The organism is Bradyrhizobium jicamae, from assembly GCF_001440395.1.
In the GTDB taxonomy this organism is placed as follows: Bacteria; Pseudomonadota; Alphaproteobacteria; order Rhizobiales; family Xanthobacteraceae; genus Bradyrhizobium; species Bradyrhizobium jicamae.
In genome coordinates this window covers 13,899-27,433 of sequence record NZ_LLXZ01000225.1, presented here as the reverse complement: position 1 = coordinate 27,433, position 13,535 = coordinate 13,899, and the positions used below count along the sequence as shown (strand labels likewise).

At 62.9% G+C, this 13,535-nt stretch carries 13 protein-coding genes; 11 read left to right on the top strand and 2 right to left on the bottom strand.

Annotated features, from left to right (window positions below; all coding sequences use genetic code 11):
• Positions 1-283 precede the first annotated feature (283 nt).
• Entirely contained in the window at positions 284-472 is a 189-nt protein-coding gene (locus CQ12_RS40040; RefSeq protein WP_057840733.1) for a hypothetical protein, read from the top strand.
• 26 nt (positions 473-498) lie between these two features.
• On the opposite strand, the gene CQ12_RS40035 is transcribed toward CQ12_RS40040, so the two are convergent.
• Positions 499-954 (bottom strand): nuclear transport factor 2 family protein, encoded by a 456-nt coding sequence (locus CQ12_RS40035; protein ID WP_057840732.1) that lies wholly within the window; start codon positions 952-954, stop codon positions 499-501.
• Positions 955-1,165: 211 nt separating this feature from the next.
• Here CQ12_RS40035 and CQ12_RS40030 point away from each other — a divergent pair, with 211 nt between their 5' ends.
• From CQ12_RS40030 to CQ12_RS39995, 8 genes are all read left to right on the top strand, one after another.
• Positions 1,166-1,999, top strand: coding sequence for a DeoR/GlpR family DNA-binding transcription regulator (locus CQ12_RS40030; RefSeq protein WP_057840727.1), 834 nt, complete (start codon positions 1,166-1,168; stop codon positions 1,997-1,999).
• Positions 2,000-2,312: 313 nt separating this feature from the next.
• Complete coding sequence (gene glpD / locus CQ12_RS40025; RefSeq protein WP_057840726.1) at positions 2,313-3,857, top strand: glycerol-3-phosphate dehydrogenase; 1,545 nt, start codon at positions 2,313-2,315, stop codon at positions 3,855-3,857.
• Positions 3,854-4,993, top strand: a complete 1,140-nt coding sequence (locus tag CQ12_RS40020) for an ABC transporter ATP-binding protein (RefSeq protein ID WP_057840725.1) — start codon at positions 3,854-3,856, stop codon at positions 4,991-4,993. Before glpD ends, CQ12_RS40020 begins: the two co-directional genes overlap by 4 nt.
• Before the next feature lie 12 nt (positions 4,994-5,005).
• Positions 5,006-6,091 (top strand): ABC transporter ATP-binding protein, encoded by a 1,086-nt coding sequence (locus CQ12_RS40015; protein WP_057840724.1) that lies wholly within the window; start codon positions 5,006-5,008, stop codon positions 6,089-6,091.
• Complete coding sequence (locus CQ12_RS40010; protein ID WP_057840723.1) at positions 6,091-6,993, top strand: carbohydrate ABC transporter permease; 903 nt, start codon at positions 6,091-6,093, stop codon at positions 6,991-6,993. The genes CQ12_RS40015 and CQ12_RS40010 overlap by 1 nt, the downstream gene beginning before the upstream one ends.
• On the top strand, positions 6,993-7,799 hold the full coding sequence (locus tag CQ12_RS40005) for a carbohydrate ABC transporter permease (protein WP_057840731.1): 807 nt from the start codon (positions 6,993-6,995) through the stop codon (positions 7,797-7,799). Before CQ12_RS40010 ends, CQ12_RS40005 begins: the two co-directional genes overlap by 1 nt.
• A 2-nt stretch (positions 7,800-7,801) precedes the next feature.
• Positions 7,802-8,128 (top strand): DUF2160 domain-containing protein, encoded by a 327-nt coding sequence (locus CQ12_RS40000; RefSeq protein ID WP_057840722.1) that lies wholly within the window; start codon positions 7,802-7,804, stop codon positions 8,126-8,128.
• Positions 8,129-8,202: 74 nt separating this feature from the next.
• Positions 8,203-9,999 carry an ABC transporter substrate-binding protein gene (locus tag CQ12_RS39995; protein ID WP_083519696.1) on the top strand — a complete coding sequence of 599 codons (1,797 nt, stop codon included), beginning with the start codon at positions 8,203-8,205 and terminating at the stop codon, positions 9,997-9,999.
• Positions 10,000-10,289: 290 nt separating this feature from the next.
• Here the strand turns inward: CQ12_RS39995 and CQ12_RS39990 are convergent, their stop codons facing one another.
• Positions 10,290-10,994 carry a TetR/AcrR family transcriptional regulator gene (locus CQ12_RS39990; protein ID WP_083519695.1) on the bottom strand — a complete coding sequence of 235 codons (705 nt, stop codon included), beginning with the start codon at positions 10,992-10,994 and terminating at the stop codon, positions 10,290-10,292.
• 155 nt (positions 10,995-11,149) lie between these two features.
• Between CQ12_RS39990 and CQ12_RS39985 the strand changes: the two genes are divergently transcribed.
• Together CQ12_RS39985 and CQ12_RS39980 are read left to right on the top strand one after the other, a co-directional pair.
• Positions 11,150-12,352: an ABC transporter substrate-binding protein gene (locus tag CQ12_RS39985; protein WP_057840721.1), complete on the top strand. Its 1,203-nt coding sequence runs from the start codon at positions 11,150-11,152 to the stop codon at positions 12,350-12,352.
• An 18-nt stretch (positions 12,353-12,370) separates the two neighbouring features.
• A complete protein-coding gene (locus tag CQ12_RS39980; protein ID WP_057840720.1) occupies positions 12,371-13,414 on the top strand; it encodes an aromatic ring-hydroxylating dioxygenase subunit alpha in 1,044 nt (347 codons plus the stop codon).
• The last annotated feature ends 121 nt before the right edge of the window (positions 13,415-13,535 follow it).

Here is a 13,535-nt window from a genome sequence, read left to right as displayed (position 1 = left end):
ACCCAGCGCGCCGCCGACGATCGCGCCCGCAGCGCCGCCGAACAGCGCGCCGCCGAGCGTGCTTTCCTGCGCCGCCGCCTCCTGGAGCGGCGCACAAACCGCAAGGGCGACAAGCATCGAGAGCGCGAATTTCGACATCATGTCAGTTCTCCGGCCATTTGGGCGATTCGCGAGGGATTCCGTGCCAAGCTTTGACATAAATCGGCCTCACGACGCAACGGTGAAGCGGGAACAATTGGTCCTGCAACCCGTTGTAAGCCCGGCAGAAATCAGAGGCTGGGTCATGTCGGACACTTACATCATCGAGGTCGGTTCGCAGCCGGCGGGGATTGTCGTGCGCACTCCTGGCGGCTTTTGCTTCTTCGCCGCCTCGCACCGTTTCAACCAGTTGGAAGGGCGGATATTTCGCAACGCGCGGGAGGCCGAGCGAGCCGCGCGAGAGCTCGTCAGCGGTGTGACGCTGGCGGCCTAACCGCCAGCGCCGGTCGTTCGCGGCGGTCAGAGCTTGGTGGCCGCCCGCGACAGCAGTTTCCAGTCGTTGCCCTGCTTCTGCCAGTTCATCAGGATGTGCAGGTTCTGCGGCGTCTTCTTGCCGTCGGTGAACTCCTGCTCGCCGACGAAGTTGAAGCGCACAATGGCGGTCGGGCCGACGACGCGGATCGTGGGATCCTTGTATTCGAGCGACGTCCATTTGTAGTTGGCCTTGGCGATACCGTCGAGAAGCGCCGCCTTGGTGTCGACCTTGGCATTCGAGTGGCTGTAACTAAGGTCATCGGCGCAGAGCGAGGCGATGGCCTCCGCATTGCCGGCGGCCTGTCCCGCACGGAAGGTTTCGACGTTCTTCGCAACGGCATCTTCGTCCGCGCCGGCAAAAGCGGGGACGGCGCTCATGAGCCCAAGTGTCAGCCCAAGCGCGAGCACGGGCAGGGCGAGCTGGCGTCGATCGATATTCATGGTTTCCTCCATTTTTTTGAATTGTGCGGCACTCTTTCAGCCATCTGTCGTTTTGTCGAGCGCCGCGTATTGCTTCGCTTGCCTTAACCAGTTTCCTTGTTTCGGTCCGCTGGCGGCCGGAGCGGCCGATCTCCCTCGTTGACCGCGACGCCAATCAGCCGCACCATGACGGCAACTTTGTGCCCTAAGTCTGTATCTCGAGGGTGCCGCCATGGCCGGACTGTCCCATCGCCAGACTGAAATCCTCAACATCGCCCGCGCCTTTGGCCGGGTGATGGTGGAAGACCTCGCCAAGCGTTTCGAGGTCTCGGCGCAGACCATCCGCAAGGACCTCAACGATCTCTGCGACCAGCGCTCGCTGACCCGTATCCATGGCGGCGCCATCATTGCTTCCGGCGTCGAGAACCTCGCCTACGAGGCGCGGCGTTTCGTGGCCGCAGAGGAGAAGCGGGCGATCGGCATCGCCGCGGCGTCGCGGATTCCGAACGGCTGCTCGCTGTTCATCAACATCGGCACGACGACCGAAGAAGTTGCCAGCGCGCTGACCTCGCATGAGGACCTGCTCGTCATCACCAACAATCTCAACGTCGCGATGCTCTTGTATCGGCACCCGCGCATCGAGGTGATCGTGGCGGGCGGCGCCGTGCGCCGCGCCGACGGCGCCGTGATCGGCTCGACCGCGATCAGCCTGATCGGCCAGTTCAAGGTCGATTACGCCATCATCGGCGCATCCGCGATCGACGAGGAGGGCGCGCTGCTCGACTTCGATTATCGCGAGGTGCAGGCGGCCCAGGCCATCATCGCCAACGCGCGCAGCGTCATGCTGGTCGCGGACTCGACAAAACTCCGCCGCAGCGCGCCGGTGCGCATCGCCCATCTCAGCCAGATCCAGACCTTTGTCACGGACGCGCCACTGCCGGCAGGACTTGCCAATATCTGCCATCACCGCGGCATCGAGGTGGTCGAGGCGATGGACAAGCCGGCGGCCGATATCGATGAGCGGAGCGACACGGGTGAGACCGCTTCACTGGTGCGATTGAAGTAGCGGCCTCGCGGGCTGTCGGCTCCGCCATATGGTTCGAGACGCCGCTGCGCGGCTCCTCACCATGAGGGTCTAAGATTCGCAACGGTGAACAGACTCAGACCTCATTTTGAGGAGGCGTGAAGCGCCGTCTCGAAGGATGACAGCCCGGCTGCTTGAAGGTCGCTGCACGCATTGTCGGCCCCATCACCGGATTTCCCAACGACCGGTTCCACTTTCACTTCGCTTTCGTCTTGATTTCGTTTTTGGTTGTGATTAACTCCCATCCGAAAGTAAAGTCGCCGAAGTGAATGGGCGATCGCCGGGGAAACGTCTGTTGGATCGGATATTCGACCTCGCCATTATCGGAGGCGGTATTAATGGCTGCGGCATCGCGCGCGACGCGGTGGGCCGGGGTAATTCCGTTTTCCTGTGTGAAATGAATGACTTGGCGAGTGGGACGTCATCCTGGTCGACCAAGCTTGTGCATGGCGGGCTGCGCTATCTCGAATATTACGAATTCCGCCTGGTCCGCGAGGCGCTGATCGAGCGCGAAATTCTCTGGCAGATCGCGCCCCACATCATCAGGCCCTTGCGTTTCGTTTTGCCGCACCATTCCGGCTTGCGGCCTGCCTGGCTGCTAAGGCTAGGGTTGTTCCTGTACGACCATATTGGCGGCCGGCACCTGCTGCCGCCGACACGCTCGGTCGATCTCGTCCATGACGAAGTGGGCAAACCCTTGATCGCCAACCGCTACAAGCGCGGTTTCGAATATTCCGACTGCTTCGTCGATGACGCGCGTCTCGTCGTGCTGACTGCGCGGGACGCTGCCGACCGCGGCGCCGAAATCCACACCCGCTCGCGCGCGGTCGAGATCAGGCAGATCGACGGCATCTGGCATCTCACCGTCGAGAACATGGTCAGCGGTGTGCGCACCACCATCCAGGCGCGCGCACTCGTCAATGCCGGCGGCCCGTGGGTCGAGCAGGTGCTGTCGACGGGCTCGGGCGTCAACGCGCGCGCAAAGGTGCGGCTGGTGCAGGGCTCCCACATCGTGGTGCGCAAGCTCTACGATCACGACCGCGCCTACATGTTCCAGAACGCCGACGGTCGCATCATCTTCGTCATTCCCTACCAGGACGACTTTACGCTGATCGGGACCACCGATCGCGATTATGACGGCGATCCGGCCAAGGTGAAGGCCAGCCCCGAGGAGATTCAATATCTCTGTGCGTCGGCCAGCGAATACCTGAAAAAGCCGGTGCTGCCCGCCGATGTCGTCTGGACCTATTCCGGCGTCCGCCCGCTCTACGACGATGGCGCCAGCGAAGCGAAAGCGGCGACCCGCGACTACGTGTTCGAACTGGATACGCCGGGCGGCGCGCCGCTGCTGTCGATCTATGGCGGCAAGATCACGACCTATCGGCGGCTCGCGGAAGAGGCGCTGGAACGGCTCGCGCCCTACCTGCACAGTGCGAAAGACAAGGAAGGCTGGACCGGCAAGGCGCCGCTGCCTGGCGGTGACATGGACGTTTCCGCGGTCGCCGCGCTGACGGCCGAGCTGACGCGGAAATATCCGTTTCTCGAACCGGCGCATGCCAACCGGCTCGCGCACGCCTATGGCACGCGTGCGACAAAATTGCTCGGCAACGCGAAATCATTGGCCGACCTCGGCCAGTCGTTTGGCGGTACGCTGACCGAAAGCGAGGTCCGCTACCTGATTTCGAACGAATGGGCCTGCAGCGCCGAAGACGTGGTGTGGCGAAGGTCCAAGCTTGGCTTGCGGCTGTCATCAGATGAAATCGCTGTGCTCGACGAATGGATGAAGGCCAACAGCGGCTCCGGCGAACGTCCCTTGCGTGAAGCGGGAGGGCGGCCATGAGCGTCACGCTGGAGCATGTCACGCGAACCGTGGATGGCATGGCGACCATTCGCGACGTTTCGCTGACGCTGGAACGCGGCACGCTGAGCGTGCTGCTCGGACCGACATTGTCGGGCAAGACATCGATCATGCGGCTGCTCGCCGGCCTGGATAAGCCTGCAACCGGACGCGTGCTGGTCGACGGCAACGATGTCACCGGCGCCGATGTGCGGCAGCGCTCGGTCGCGATGGTCTATCAGCAGTTCATCAACTATCCCTCGCTGACGGTTTATGAGAACATCGCTTCGCCCCTGCGGGTGCAGGGCCGGCCGCGCGAGGAGATTGACCGGCGGGTTCAGGAGGCCGCGAAACTGCTGCGGCTCGAGCCCTATCTGAAACGCACGCCGTTGCAGCTTTCCGGCGGCCAGCAGCAGCGCACGGCGATCGCGCGCGCACTGGTCAAGGGCGCCGACCTCGTGCTGCTCGACGAGCCGCTTGCCAATCTCGATTACAAGCTGCGCGAGGAATTGCGCGCCGAACTGCCGCGCATCTTCGAAGCGTCGGGCTCGATCTTCGTCTATGCGACGACCGAGCCCTCCGAGGCTCTGCTGCTCGGCGGCAACACCGTCTGCATGTGGGAGGGCAAGGTTCTGCAGGCCGGCGACACTTCAAAAGTCTATCGTCAGCCCGATACGCTGCGGGTGGCGCAGGTGTTCTCCGATCCGCCGCTCAACATCGTCGGCATCGAGAAGAAGAACGGTTCGGTGCAGTACGCCGGCGGCGTCCAGGCGCCGGCCACCGGGCTTTACGCGAGGCTTGCCGATGGCCCGTATCGCGTCGGCTTCCGGGCCCATCAGCTCGAGGTGGCCAACGGCATCGCCGGCCGTCACGCATTTCACGCCACCGTCACGGTGACCGAGATCACCGGTTCGGAAAGCTTCGTGCATCTCAACCGCGATGCCTCCAACTGGGTCGCGGTGCTGCCGGGCGTGCATGAATACGAGCCCGGTCATATGCTCGATGCCGTGCTCGATCCCGACAATGTTTTCGTGTTCGACGCTGCCGACCGTCTGGTCGCCGCGCCGGGCAAAGCGTTTTCAAGCGAAGTGCTTGGCGGTTCGCGTGAAGAAAACGCGTCAAAGAATAGAAGCGCGTGAGGGAGATGCGACATGGCACGCATTGACCTCGTGGATCTCGCGCACTCCTACGGCGGAAATGACGCGCCGGCGGAATCCTTTGCGCTAAAGCCGGTGACGATGACCTGGCGGCAGGGCGGGGCCTATGCGCTGCTCGGCCCGTCCGGCTGCGGCAAGACCACGCTGCTCAACCTGATCTCCGGCATCGTCACGCCCTCGCGCGGAAAAATCCTGTTCGACGGCGCCGATATCACACCGCTGTCAACCCAGAAGCGCAACATCGCGCAGGTGTTCCAGTTTCCGGTGATCTACGACACCATGACGGTCGGGCAGAATCTCGCATTCCCGCTGCAGAATCGTGGCGTGCCGAAGTCCGAGGTCGAGAAGCGGGTGAGGCAGATCGCCGATCTGCTGGATCTCACGTTCTATCTCGACCGTAAGGCGACGCGCCTGACAGCCGACGCCAAGCAGAAGATTTCGCTCGGCCGCGGCCTCGTCCGCTCCGACGTCGCCGCGGTCCTGTTCGACGAGCCGCTGACGGTGATCGATCCCGAGCTGAAATGGCAGCTGCGCTCGAAGCTGAAGGCGCTGCACCGCGAACTCGATCTCACGATGATCTACGTCACCCACGACCAGACCGAAGCGCTGACCTTTGCCGATACGGTGGTCGTCATGCATGACGGCCGCGTGGTGCAGAGCGGGACGCCGGCCGAACTGTTCGACAAGCCCGCGCATACCTTCGTCGGCTATTTTATCGGCTCGCCCGGGATGAACATCGTGCCGGCTGTCGTGAGCGGGCACGAGGCGCGCATCGACGGCCATGTCATCCGCCTGCATCGCAGTTACGGCGTGCTGCCGGCGGGTGCGAAGATCGAGATCGGCGTGCGGCCGGAATTCGTTAACATCGCCGCTCCCGCGCCGGGCCTGCTATCGGCGAATATCGAGCGCATCGACGATCTCGGTCGCGCGCGTTTCGCCCGGGTACGGATCGGCGATGTCAAGTTTGCCGCGCGCGTGCCGCCGGGATTCTCCGTATCCGACAACACGGTCGGGCTCGTGTTCGATCCCGCCCATGTTCACGTCTATGCCGACAGCCGTCTGGTCGAGGGGGTTGCCTGATGGACAAGACCATCAATCAGAAAGCCTGGTTCCTGGTGCTGCCGGTATTTGCGGTGGTCGCGTTCTCCGCGATCCTGCCGCTGATGACGGTCGTGAACTATTCGATGCAGGACACGTTCGGCAACAACCAGTTCTTCTGGAATGGCGTCGGCTGGTTCAAGGAGCTGCTCGATCCCTCGACCGACCTCGGCGGCCGCTTCCTCGCTTCGCTCGGCCGCAACCTGCTGTTCTCCGCCATCATCCTTGCGATCGAGGTGCCGCTCGGCATCGTCGTGGCGCTGTCGATGCCGCGCGAGGGCTGGACTGTCGCCGTCTGCCTCGTGATCCTGGCGCTGCCGTTGCTGATCCCGTGGAACGTGGTCGGTACGATCTGGCAGATTTTCGGCCGCCCCGACATTGGCCTGCTCGGCTATACGCTGAACAGTCTCGGCATCGACTATAATTATGTCTCCAACGAGTTCGATGCCTGGGCCACCGTCATCGTGATGGACGTCTGGCACTGGACCAGCCTAGTCGCGCTGCTCTGCTACGCCGGCCTGAAGTCGATCCCCGACGCCTATTACCAGGCGGCGCAGATCGACGGCGCCTCGCGCTGGGCGGTGTTCAAGGCGATCCAGCTGCCGAAGATGAACCGCGTACTTCTGATTGCCGTGCTGCTGCGCTTCATGGACAGTTTCATGATCTACACCGAGCCGTTCGTCGTCACCGGCGGCGGTCCCGGCAACTCGACCACCTTCGTCTCGATCGAGCTGGTCAAGATCGCGCTCGGGCAGTTCGATCTCGGCAAGGCCGCAGCACTTTCGCTGGTCTACAACCTGATCATCCTGATCGTCTGCTGGGTGTTCTATACCGTGATGACGAATGCCGGGACCGAGCGTCCCGAAAAGAAGGGAGCCGCGTGATGAACTCGATTCCCGGCCGTCGCATCATCATGGTGTCGTTCCTGATCTTTCTGCTGTTGCCGATCTACTGGCTCGTCAACATGAGCTTCAAGACCAATACCGAAATCGTCACGACGATGACGCTGTGGCCGCACCAGCCGACGCTGGAGAACTACAAGCGCATCTTCACCGATGAGAGCTGGTATTCCGGCTACATCAACTCGCTCACCTACGTTCTGATCAACACCGTGATCTCGATTGCGGTGGCCTTGCCGGCGGCCTACGCTTTCTCGCGCTACCGCTTCCTCGGCGACAAACATCTGTTCTTCTGGCTGTTGTCGAACCGCATGGCGCCGGCGGCGGTGTTTGCGTTGCCGTTCTTCAACCTCTATTCGGCGATCAATTTGTTCGATACGCCCTGGGCGGTCGCGCTCGCGCACTGCATCTTCAACGTACCCTTGGCGGTCTGGATTCTCGAAGGCTTCGTCTCGGGCGTGCCGCGCGAGATCGACGAGACTGCGTTCCTCGACGGCTATTCGTTTCCGCGCTTCTTCGCCAAGATCTTGGTGCCCTTGATCGCGAGCGGCATCGGCGTCGCTGCCTTCTTCTGCTTCATGTTCTCCTGGGTCGAGTTGCTGCTGGCGCGAACGCTGACGTCGGTCAACGCCAAGCCGATCTCGGCCATCATGACGCGCACGGTCTCTGCCGCCGGCATGGACTGGGGCCTGCTCGCCGCCGCCGGCGTGCTCACCATCATCCCCGGCGCGCTGGTGATCTGGTTCGTCCGCAACTACATCGCGCGCGGGTTCGCGCTGGGACGGGTGTAGCCATGGAACACATCGCATGGATGGCCTGGACGCTGCCGACCGCGATCTTCTTCGTGATGCTGGCGCTGACGCTCGGTGTCATGACCTGGCTCGCGGCCGTCTATCCCGAAGCCGAGCGCGTCGGGGTTCTGCGCATTCCGACCACGCGCGGCGACCGACTGTTCATTTCGCTGGTGCTTGCTGCCGTCATTCATTTGCTGTGGATCGCCTTTGTCGGCACCGACCCGATCGCCACGTTGCCGATCGGGGAGGGCGTTGAGATTTCGAGCCTGTGGCTCGCAACCCTGATTTCGCTTGTCTCGGCCGTTGCGATTTTCCGCACCGTCTAGCAAGCGAAGAAGAGCAGATCCGGGATCAACCCGGGCCTGAGTTTGTGTTTGTCGCTGCAACCGGAGGATCCAACATGCGACGCTTGAGAGGAAGGAATGGTCCGTTGACCAAGGAGAGCTTTCTGACGATGACCAGCGCGGTTGCGCTGATCGCCGCTTCCGTGACCATTGCCGCACCCGCGCGTGCGGACGACGCCACCAACCAGAGGTGGATCGACAGCGAATTCCAGCCCTCGACGCTGTCGAAGGCCGACCAGCTGAAGGAGTTGCAGTGGTTCGAAAAGGCCGCCGCCCCCTTCAAGGGAATGGAAATCAACGTCGTCTCGGAAACGATCACGACGCATGAGTATGAATCACGCACCCTGGCGAAGGCCTTCACCGAAATCACCGGCATCAAGGTCAAGCACGACCTGATCCAGGAAGGTGACGTCGTTGAAAAGCTGCAGACGCAGATGCAGTCCGGCAAGAACGTCTATGATGGCTGGATCAATGACTCCGATCTGATCGGCACCCACTTCCGCTACGGCCAGACCGTGATCCTGTCGGATTACATGACCGGAGAGGGCAAGGACGTCACCAATCCGCAGCTCGACGTCAACGACTTCATCGGCAAGTCCTTCACCACGGGTCCGGACGGCAAACTCTATCAGCTTCCCGACCAGCAGTTCGCGAACCTCTATTGGTTCCGCTACGACTGGTTCTCCAATCCGGAGTACAAGGCCAAGTTCAAGGCCAAGTATGGCTACGAGCTCGGCGTTCCCGTGAACTGGTCGGCCTATGAAGACATCGCCGAGTTCTTCACCAACGACATCAAGGAGATCAACGGCGTCAAGGTCTATGGCCACATGGACTATGGCAAGAAGGACCCCTCGCTCGGCTGGCGGTTCACCGACGCCTGGCTGTCGATGGCCGGCAACGGCGACAAGGGCATCCCGAACGGCAAGCCGGTCGATGAATGGGGCATCCGCATGGAAGGCTGCCGTCCCGTCGGCTCGTCCGTCGAGCGCGGCGGTGACACCAATGGCCCGGCGGCGGTCTATTCGATCGTCAAATATCTCGAGTGGATGAAGAAGTATGCCCCGCCGCAGGCGCTAGGCATGACCTTCTCCGAATCGGGACCGGTGCCGGCACAAGGTGCGATCGCGCAGCAGATCTTCTGGTACACCGCCTTCACCGCCGACATGGTGAAGCCCGGTATCCCGGTCGTGAACGCGGACGGCACGCCGAAGTGGCGTATGGCGCCGTCGCCGCACGGCTCGTACTGGAAGGAAGGCATGAAGCTCGGCTATCAGGACGCCGGCTCCGCCACGTTGTTGAAGTCGACCCCGCCCGATCGCCGCAAGGCGGCCTGGCTCTATCTGCAGTTCATCAACTCCAAGACGGTCAGCTTGAAGAAGAGCCATGTCGGCCTCACCTTTGTGCGCGAATCCGACATCTGGGATAAGTCCTTTACTGAACGTGCACCGAAGCTCGGCGGCCTGATCGAGTTCTACCGCTCGCCCGCGCGCGTGCAGTGGACCCCGACCGGCAACAACGTGCCTGACTATCCGAAGCTTGCGCAATTGTGGTGGCAGAACATCGGCGACGCGTCGTCCGGTGCCAAGACGCCGCAGCAGGCGATGGACGCACTGGCCGCAGCCCAGGACTCGGTGCTCGAACGTCTTGAGAAGTCCGGCGTGCAGAAGGAGTGCGGGCCGAAGCTGAACAAGAAGGAGACGGCGGAGTTCTGGTTCAAGAAGTCCGAGAAGGACGGCAACGTCGCGCCGCAGCGCAAGCTGGCGAACGAGAAGCCGAAGGGCGAAACCGTCGACTACGACACGCTGGTGAAGTCGTGGCCGGCCACCCCGCCCAAGCGGGCGGAAGCGAAGTGATCCCCCGGCGTCATCGTCCTCGGACGGTCCGGTACGCCGCGGCCTTTCGCTTCTGACGGCCGCGGCGACTGGATGCCCTGCATTCGCGGGGCGTGACGAGCGGAGAAACGGAAGGCCGGGAGCGATCCCGGCCTTTTTCTTTCCGTTGGGCTTGCATCCAAGCGGCCGGCAAATGGGCCCGCCGTCATTGCGAGCGGAGCGAAGCAATCCATCTCGCCACTCGCTGAAGTATTGCTTCGTCGCTGCGCTCCTCGCAATGACGGACGAGGGAGCACCTCTCCTTACGCCCCTCAATCCCGCCGCCGCACCAGATCGTCGATCATCGCCTGCACATGCGCGAGCCAGGCTTTGCGCCGGCCATCCTCGGCAAGGTCGATCTGCATGTAGCTCGACAGCGTGTAGAGGTTGGCGCGATAGAAATAGGTCAGCGACAGGATCGAGAGGTAGATGTGGAAGCTGTCGCAATCCGGCTTGAACAGCCCAAGCCTGGTCCCGCTCTCGATCACCCGGTTGAGCATGCCGAGCTGCGTGTTGGCAAAACTGCGGCGGATGTTGTTCTTGACGTGGCGTCCCTTGAAAAGGTTCTCGGACGCCAGGATGCTCAACAGCTCCGGGTGCTCCCAATAGTAACTCCAGTTGAACGCGACCAGCGCGGCGAGCGCCTCGCGCGGCCGGGCGAAATCGAGATCGAGCGCCTCCTCGCGGGAGACGAGATCGGCATAGGAATGCTCGATCACATGATGGAACAGCTTCTCCTTGCTCTTGAAATAGTAATAGAGCATGCGGTCGTTGCTCTTGGCCGCCTTGCTGATGCGGTCGACGCGGGCGCCGCCATAGCCCTCGCGCGCGAACTCGGCGACTGCCGCGCGCAATAATGCCTCGCGCGTCTGGTCCGGCGCCCTGATGCGCCGACGGGGCGTCGCCTTCTTGCGCGGGGCTGCCGTTCGCGCGCGAGCAGGGCGCTCGCGTCCGGAAGCTTCTGTCTCGTTCGCCATGGCGCACCTTCGCAAATCACCGCCGGCAGGATGGGGCCTGCCCGCTTTTTGGCAAGCCCTGCGGATTTTTGGCCGTTGACAATCCCTCTAAGCGGGTATTCGATATGAAGTAAGTACTACATACATAGACTGGTCTCCAATGGCGGGAGGGTGGCATGCGGTTGTCAGGTGCCTTGCAACTGGTCGTACTTGCTTGGGTAGCAACCGGCGGCGTTGCGCTGGCGGCCGACCCGCCGCCGATCAGGATCGGCGAAATCTCCAGCTATTCGGCGCTACCCATCGGCACCCGCGGCTACCGCCAGGGCTGGGAACTCGCCCGCGACGAGATCAACGGCAAGGGCGGCGTGCTCGGCCGCAAGCTCGAGATCATTTCCCGCGACGATGCCGGCAAGCCCGACGTTGCGATCACCGCGGCAGCGCAACTGGTCGACGCGGAGCGGGTCGATCTCCTGACCGGCACCATCCTCTCCCATGTCGGCCTTGCGGTCGCCGATTTCGCCAAGCAGAAGCAGATCTTCTTCATGGCTTCGCAGCCGCTGACGGATGCGCTGATCTGGGAGAAGGGCAACCGCTATACGTTCCGGCTGCGGCCGAGCACCTACACGCAGGCCTCCATCCTGGCGAAGGAGGCGGCCAAGTTCCCGGCGCGGCGCTGGGCGACGATCGCGCCGAACTACGAGTTCGGACAGGCGGCCGTGGCCAGCTTCAAGCGCGAATTGATGCGGCTGCGGCCGGACGTCGAGTTCGTCTCCGAGCAATGGCCGCCGCTCGGCAAGGTCGATGCCGGGCCGATCGTGCAGGCGATGTCGGCGGCCAATCCGGAAGCGGTGTTCAACGCGACCTTCGGTTCCGATCTCGCCAAGCTCGTGCGTGAGGGCACCACCCGCAACGCCTTTGCCAACCGCGCCGTCGTCAGCCTCCTCGCCGGAGAGCCCGAATATCTGGCGCCGCTCAAGGACGAAGCGCCGGTCGGATGGCTGGTCACCGGCTATCCCCCAGGCGAGATCAAGACACCGGCGCATGACGCATTCCTTAAGGCCTATGTCGGCCGCTTCAAGGAGACGCCGAACATCGGCGCGCTGATCGGCTACATCAACACGATCATGCTGGCGAAGGCGATCGAGAATGCCGGTTCGACCAAAGCCGATGACCTGATCAAGGCCACCGAGCAGCTGAAGGCCGACACGCCCGTCGGCAACATCGCCTTCCGTGCCATCGACCACCAATCGACCATGGGCGTCTATATCGGCAAGCTCGCGGTGCGAGACGGGCAGGGCGTGATGACCGACTGGCGCTATGTCGACGGCGCGGACTTCCAGCCCGCCGATACCGAAGTGCTGGCCAAACTGAAGAATTGACCAACCGGATTTCATGCCATGACTCTGCTCGCTCCCCGCAATACCTGGTATCCGCTCACCTGGTCGCGCAACGTGACGCGCGCCTTGTCGCGCCATCGCATTCTGGGCGCAGATCTCGTCGTTTATCGCAGCGAGGCCGGCGAACCGGTCGCGCTTGATGACATGTGTCCGCATCGGTTCGCGCCGCTGTCGATGGGCAAGCTCAAGGGCGACGCCATCGAGTGCGGCTATCACGGCATGACGTTCGGCCGCGACGGGCGCTGTGTCCGCATTCCCGGGCAGCCGACGATTCCGCCGAATGCGCGCGTGCCGTCCTATCCGCTGCACGAGAAAATGGGGCTGGTGTGGATCTGGCCCGGCGATCCCGCGCTGGCCGATCCGTCGCTGATCTACGATCTCCCGCAATTCGGCCAGGCCGGCTGGCACGCCGCCGAGGGCGACGCGCTGCGGATCGACACCAACTACCTCAACCTCGCCGACAATCTCTGCGATCCTGCCCATGTCAGCTTCGTGCATCTGTCGACGCTGGGCAATGCGGCGAGCGAGGAGATTCCGGTCGAGCATACCTTTGGCGAGCGCGGCGTGCTGGTGTGGCGCTGGATCAGGGACGCGCCGGCGATTCCGCTGTTCGCAAAGTACGGCAATTTCAGCGGCAATGTGGATCGCTGGCATTACTACGACTATGTCGCGCCCTGCATCGCGGTGATCGATTTCGGCAGCGCGGACGCCGGCGCGATTGCGAGGCCGGAGGACCGCGGCGCGGGACTGCGGATCTTTGCCTGCCACTTCATCACGCCGGTGGATGAGCACGTCTGTCTCGACCATTGGCTCCATGTCCGCAATTTCGCGCTCGACGACACCGAGACCGATCAGCGCCTGCATGCCGATTTCCGCATCGCCTTCAACGAGGACAAGGAGATTCTGGAGCGTATCGAAGAGGTCGCGCAGGCGCGGCCGAACGCCAAATCGATCCGGCTCGCGATCGATGCGGCGCCGCAGCGGATGCGGCGTATCGTCGAGCGGATGGTAGCGAGCGAGGCTGATACGCGCGCGTCGGCGTGAGGTTGATGCGAGGAGGGCCAGGAGCGATCTAGCCACCGTCATTGCCTGCGACAAACGCGGAGCGTTTGCGCAAGGGAGCGAAGCGACGAAGCAATCCAAGCTTCGGCAAGCGGAGAGATGG

Bases quoted from the DNA above. Each gene is read 5' to 3' on its own strand.
- CQ12_RS40010 (WP_057840723.1), top strand. From the start codon at position 6,091: ATGGACAAGACCATCAATCAGAAAGCCTGGTTCCTGGTGCTGCCGGTA.
- CQ12_RS40000 (WP_057840722.1), top strand. From the start codon at position 7,802: ATGGAACACATCGCATGGATGGCCTGGACGCTGCCGACCGCGATCTTC.
- CQ12_RS40035 (WP_057840732.1), bottom strand. From the start codon at position 954: ATGAATATCGATCGACGCCAGCTCGCCCTGCCCGTGCTCGCGCTTGGG.
- CQ12_RS40015 (WP_057840724.1), top strand. From the start codon at position 5,006: ATGGCACGCATTGACCTCGTGGATCTCGCGCACTCCTACGGCGGAAAT.
- CQ12_RS40020 (WP_057840725.1), top strand. From the start codon at position 3,854: ATGAGCGTCACGCTGGAGCATGTCACGCGAACCGTGGATGGCATGGCG.
- CQ12_RS40005 (WP_057840731.1), top strand. From the start codon at position 6,993: ATGAACTCGATTCCCGGCCGTCGCATCATCATGGTGTCGTTCCTGATC.
- CQ12_RS40040 (WP_057840733.1), top strand. From the start codon at position 284: ATGTCGGACACTTACATCATCGAGGTCGGTTCGCAGCCGGCGGGGATT.
- CQ12_RS39985 (WP_057840721.1), top strand. From the start codon at position 11,150: ATGCGGTTGTCAGGTGCCTTGCAACTGGTCGTACTTGCTTGGGTAGCA.
- CQ12_RS39980 (WP_057840720.1), top strand. From the start codon at position 12,371: ATGACTCTGCTCGCTCCCCGCAATACCTGGTATCCGCTCACCTGGTCG.
- CQ12_RS39990 (WP_083519695.1), bottom strand. From the start codon at position 10,994: ATGGCGAACGAGACAGAAGCTTCCGGACGCGAGCGCCCTGCTCGCGCG.
- CQ12_RS39995 (WP_083519696.1), top strand. From the start codon at position 8,203: ATGCGACGCTTGAGAGGAAGGAATGGTCCGTTGACCAAGGAGAGCTTT.
- CQ12_RS40030 (WP_057840727.1), top strand. From the start codon at position 1,166: ATGGCCGGACTGTCCCATCGCCAGACTGAAATCCTCAACATCGCCCGC.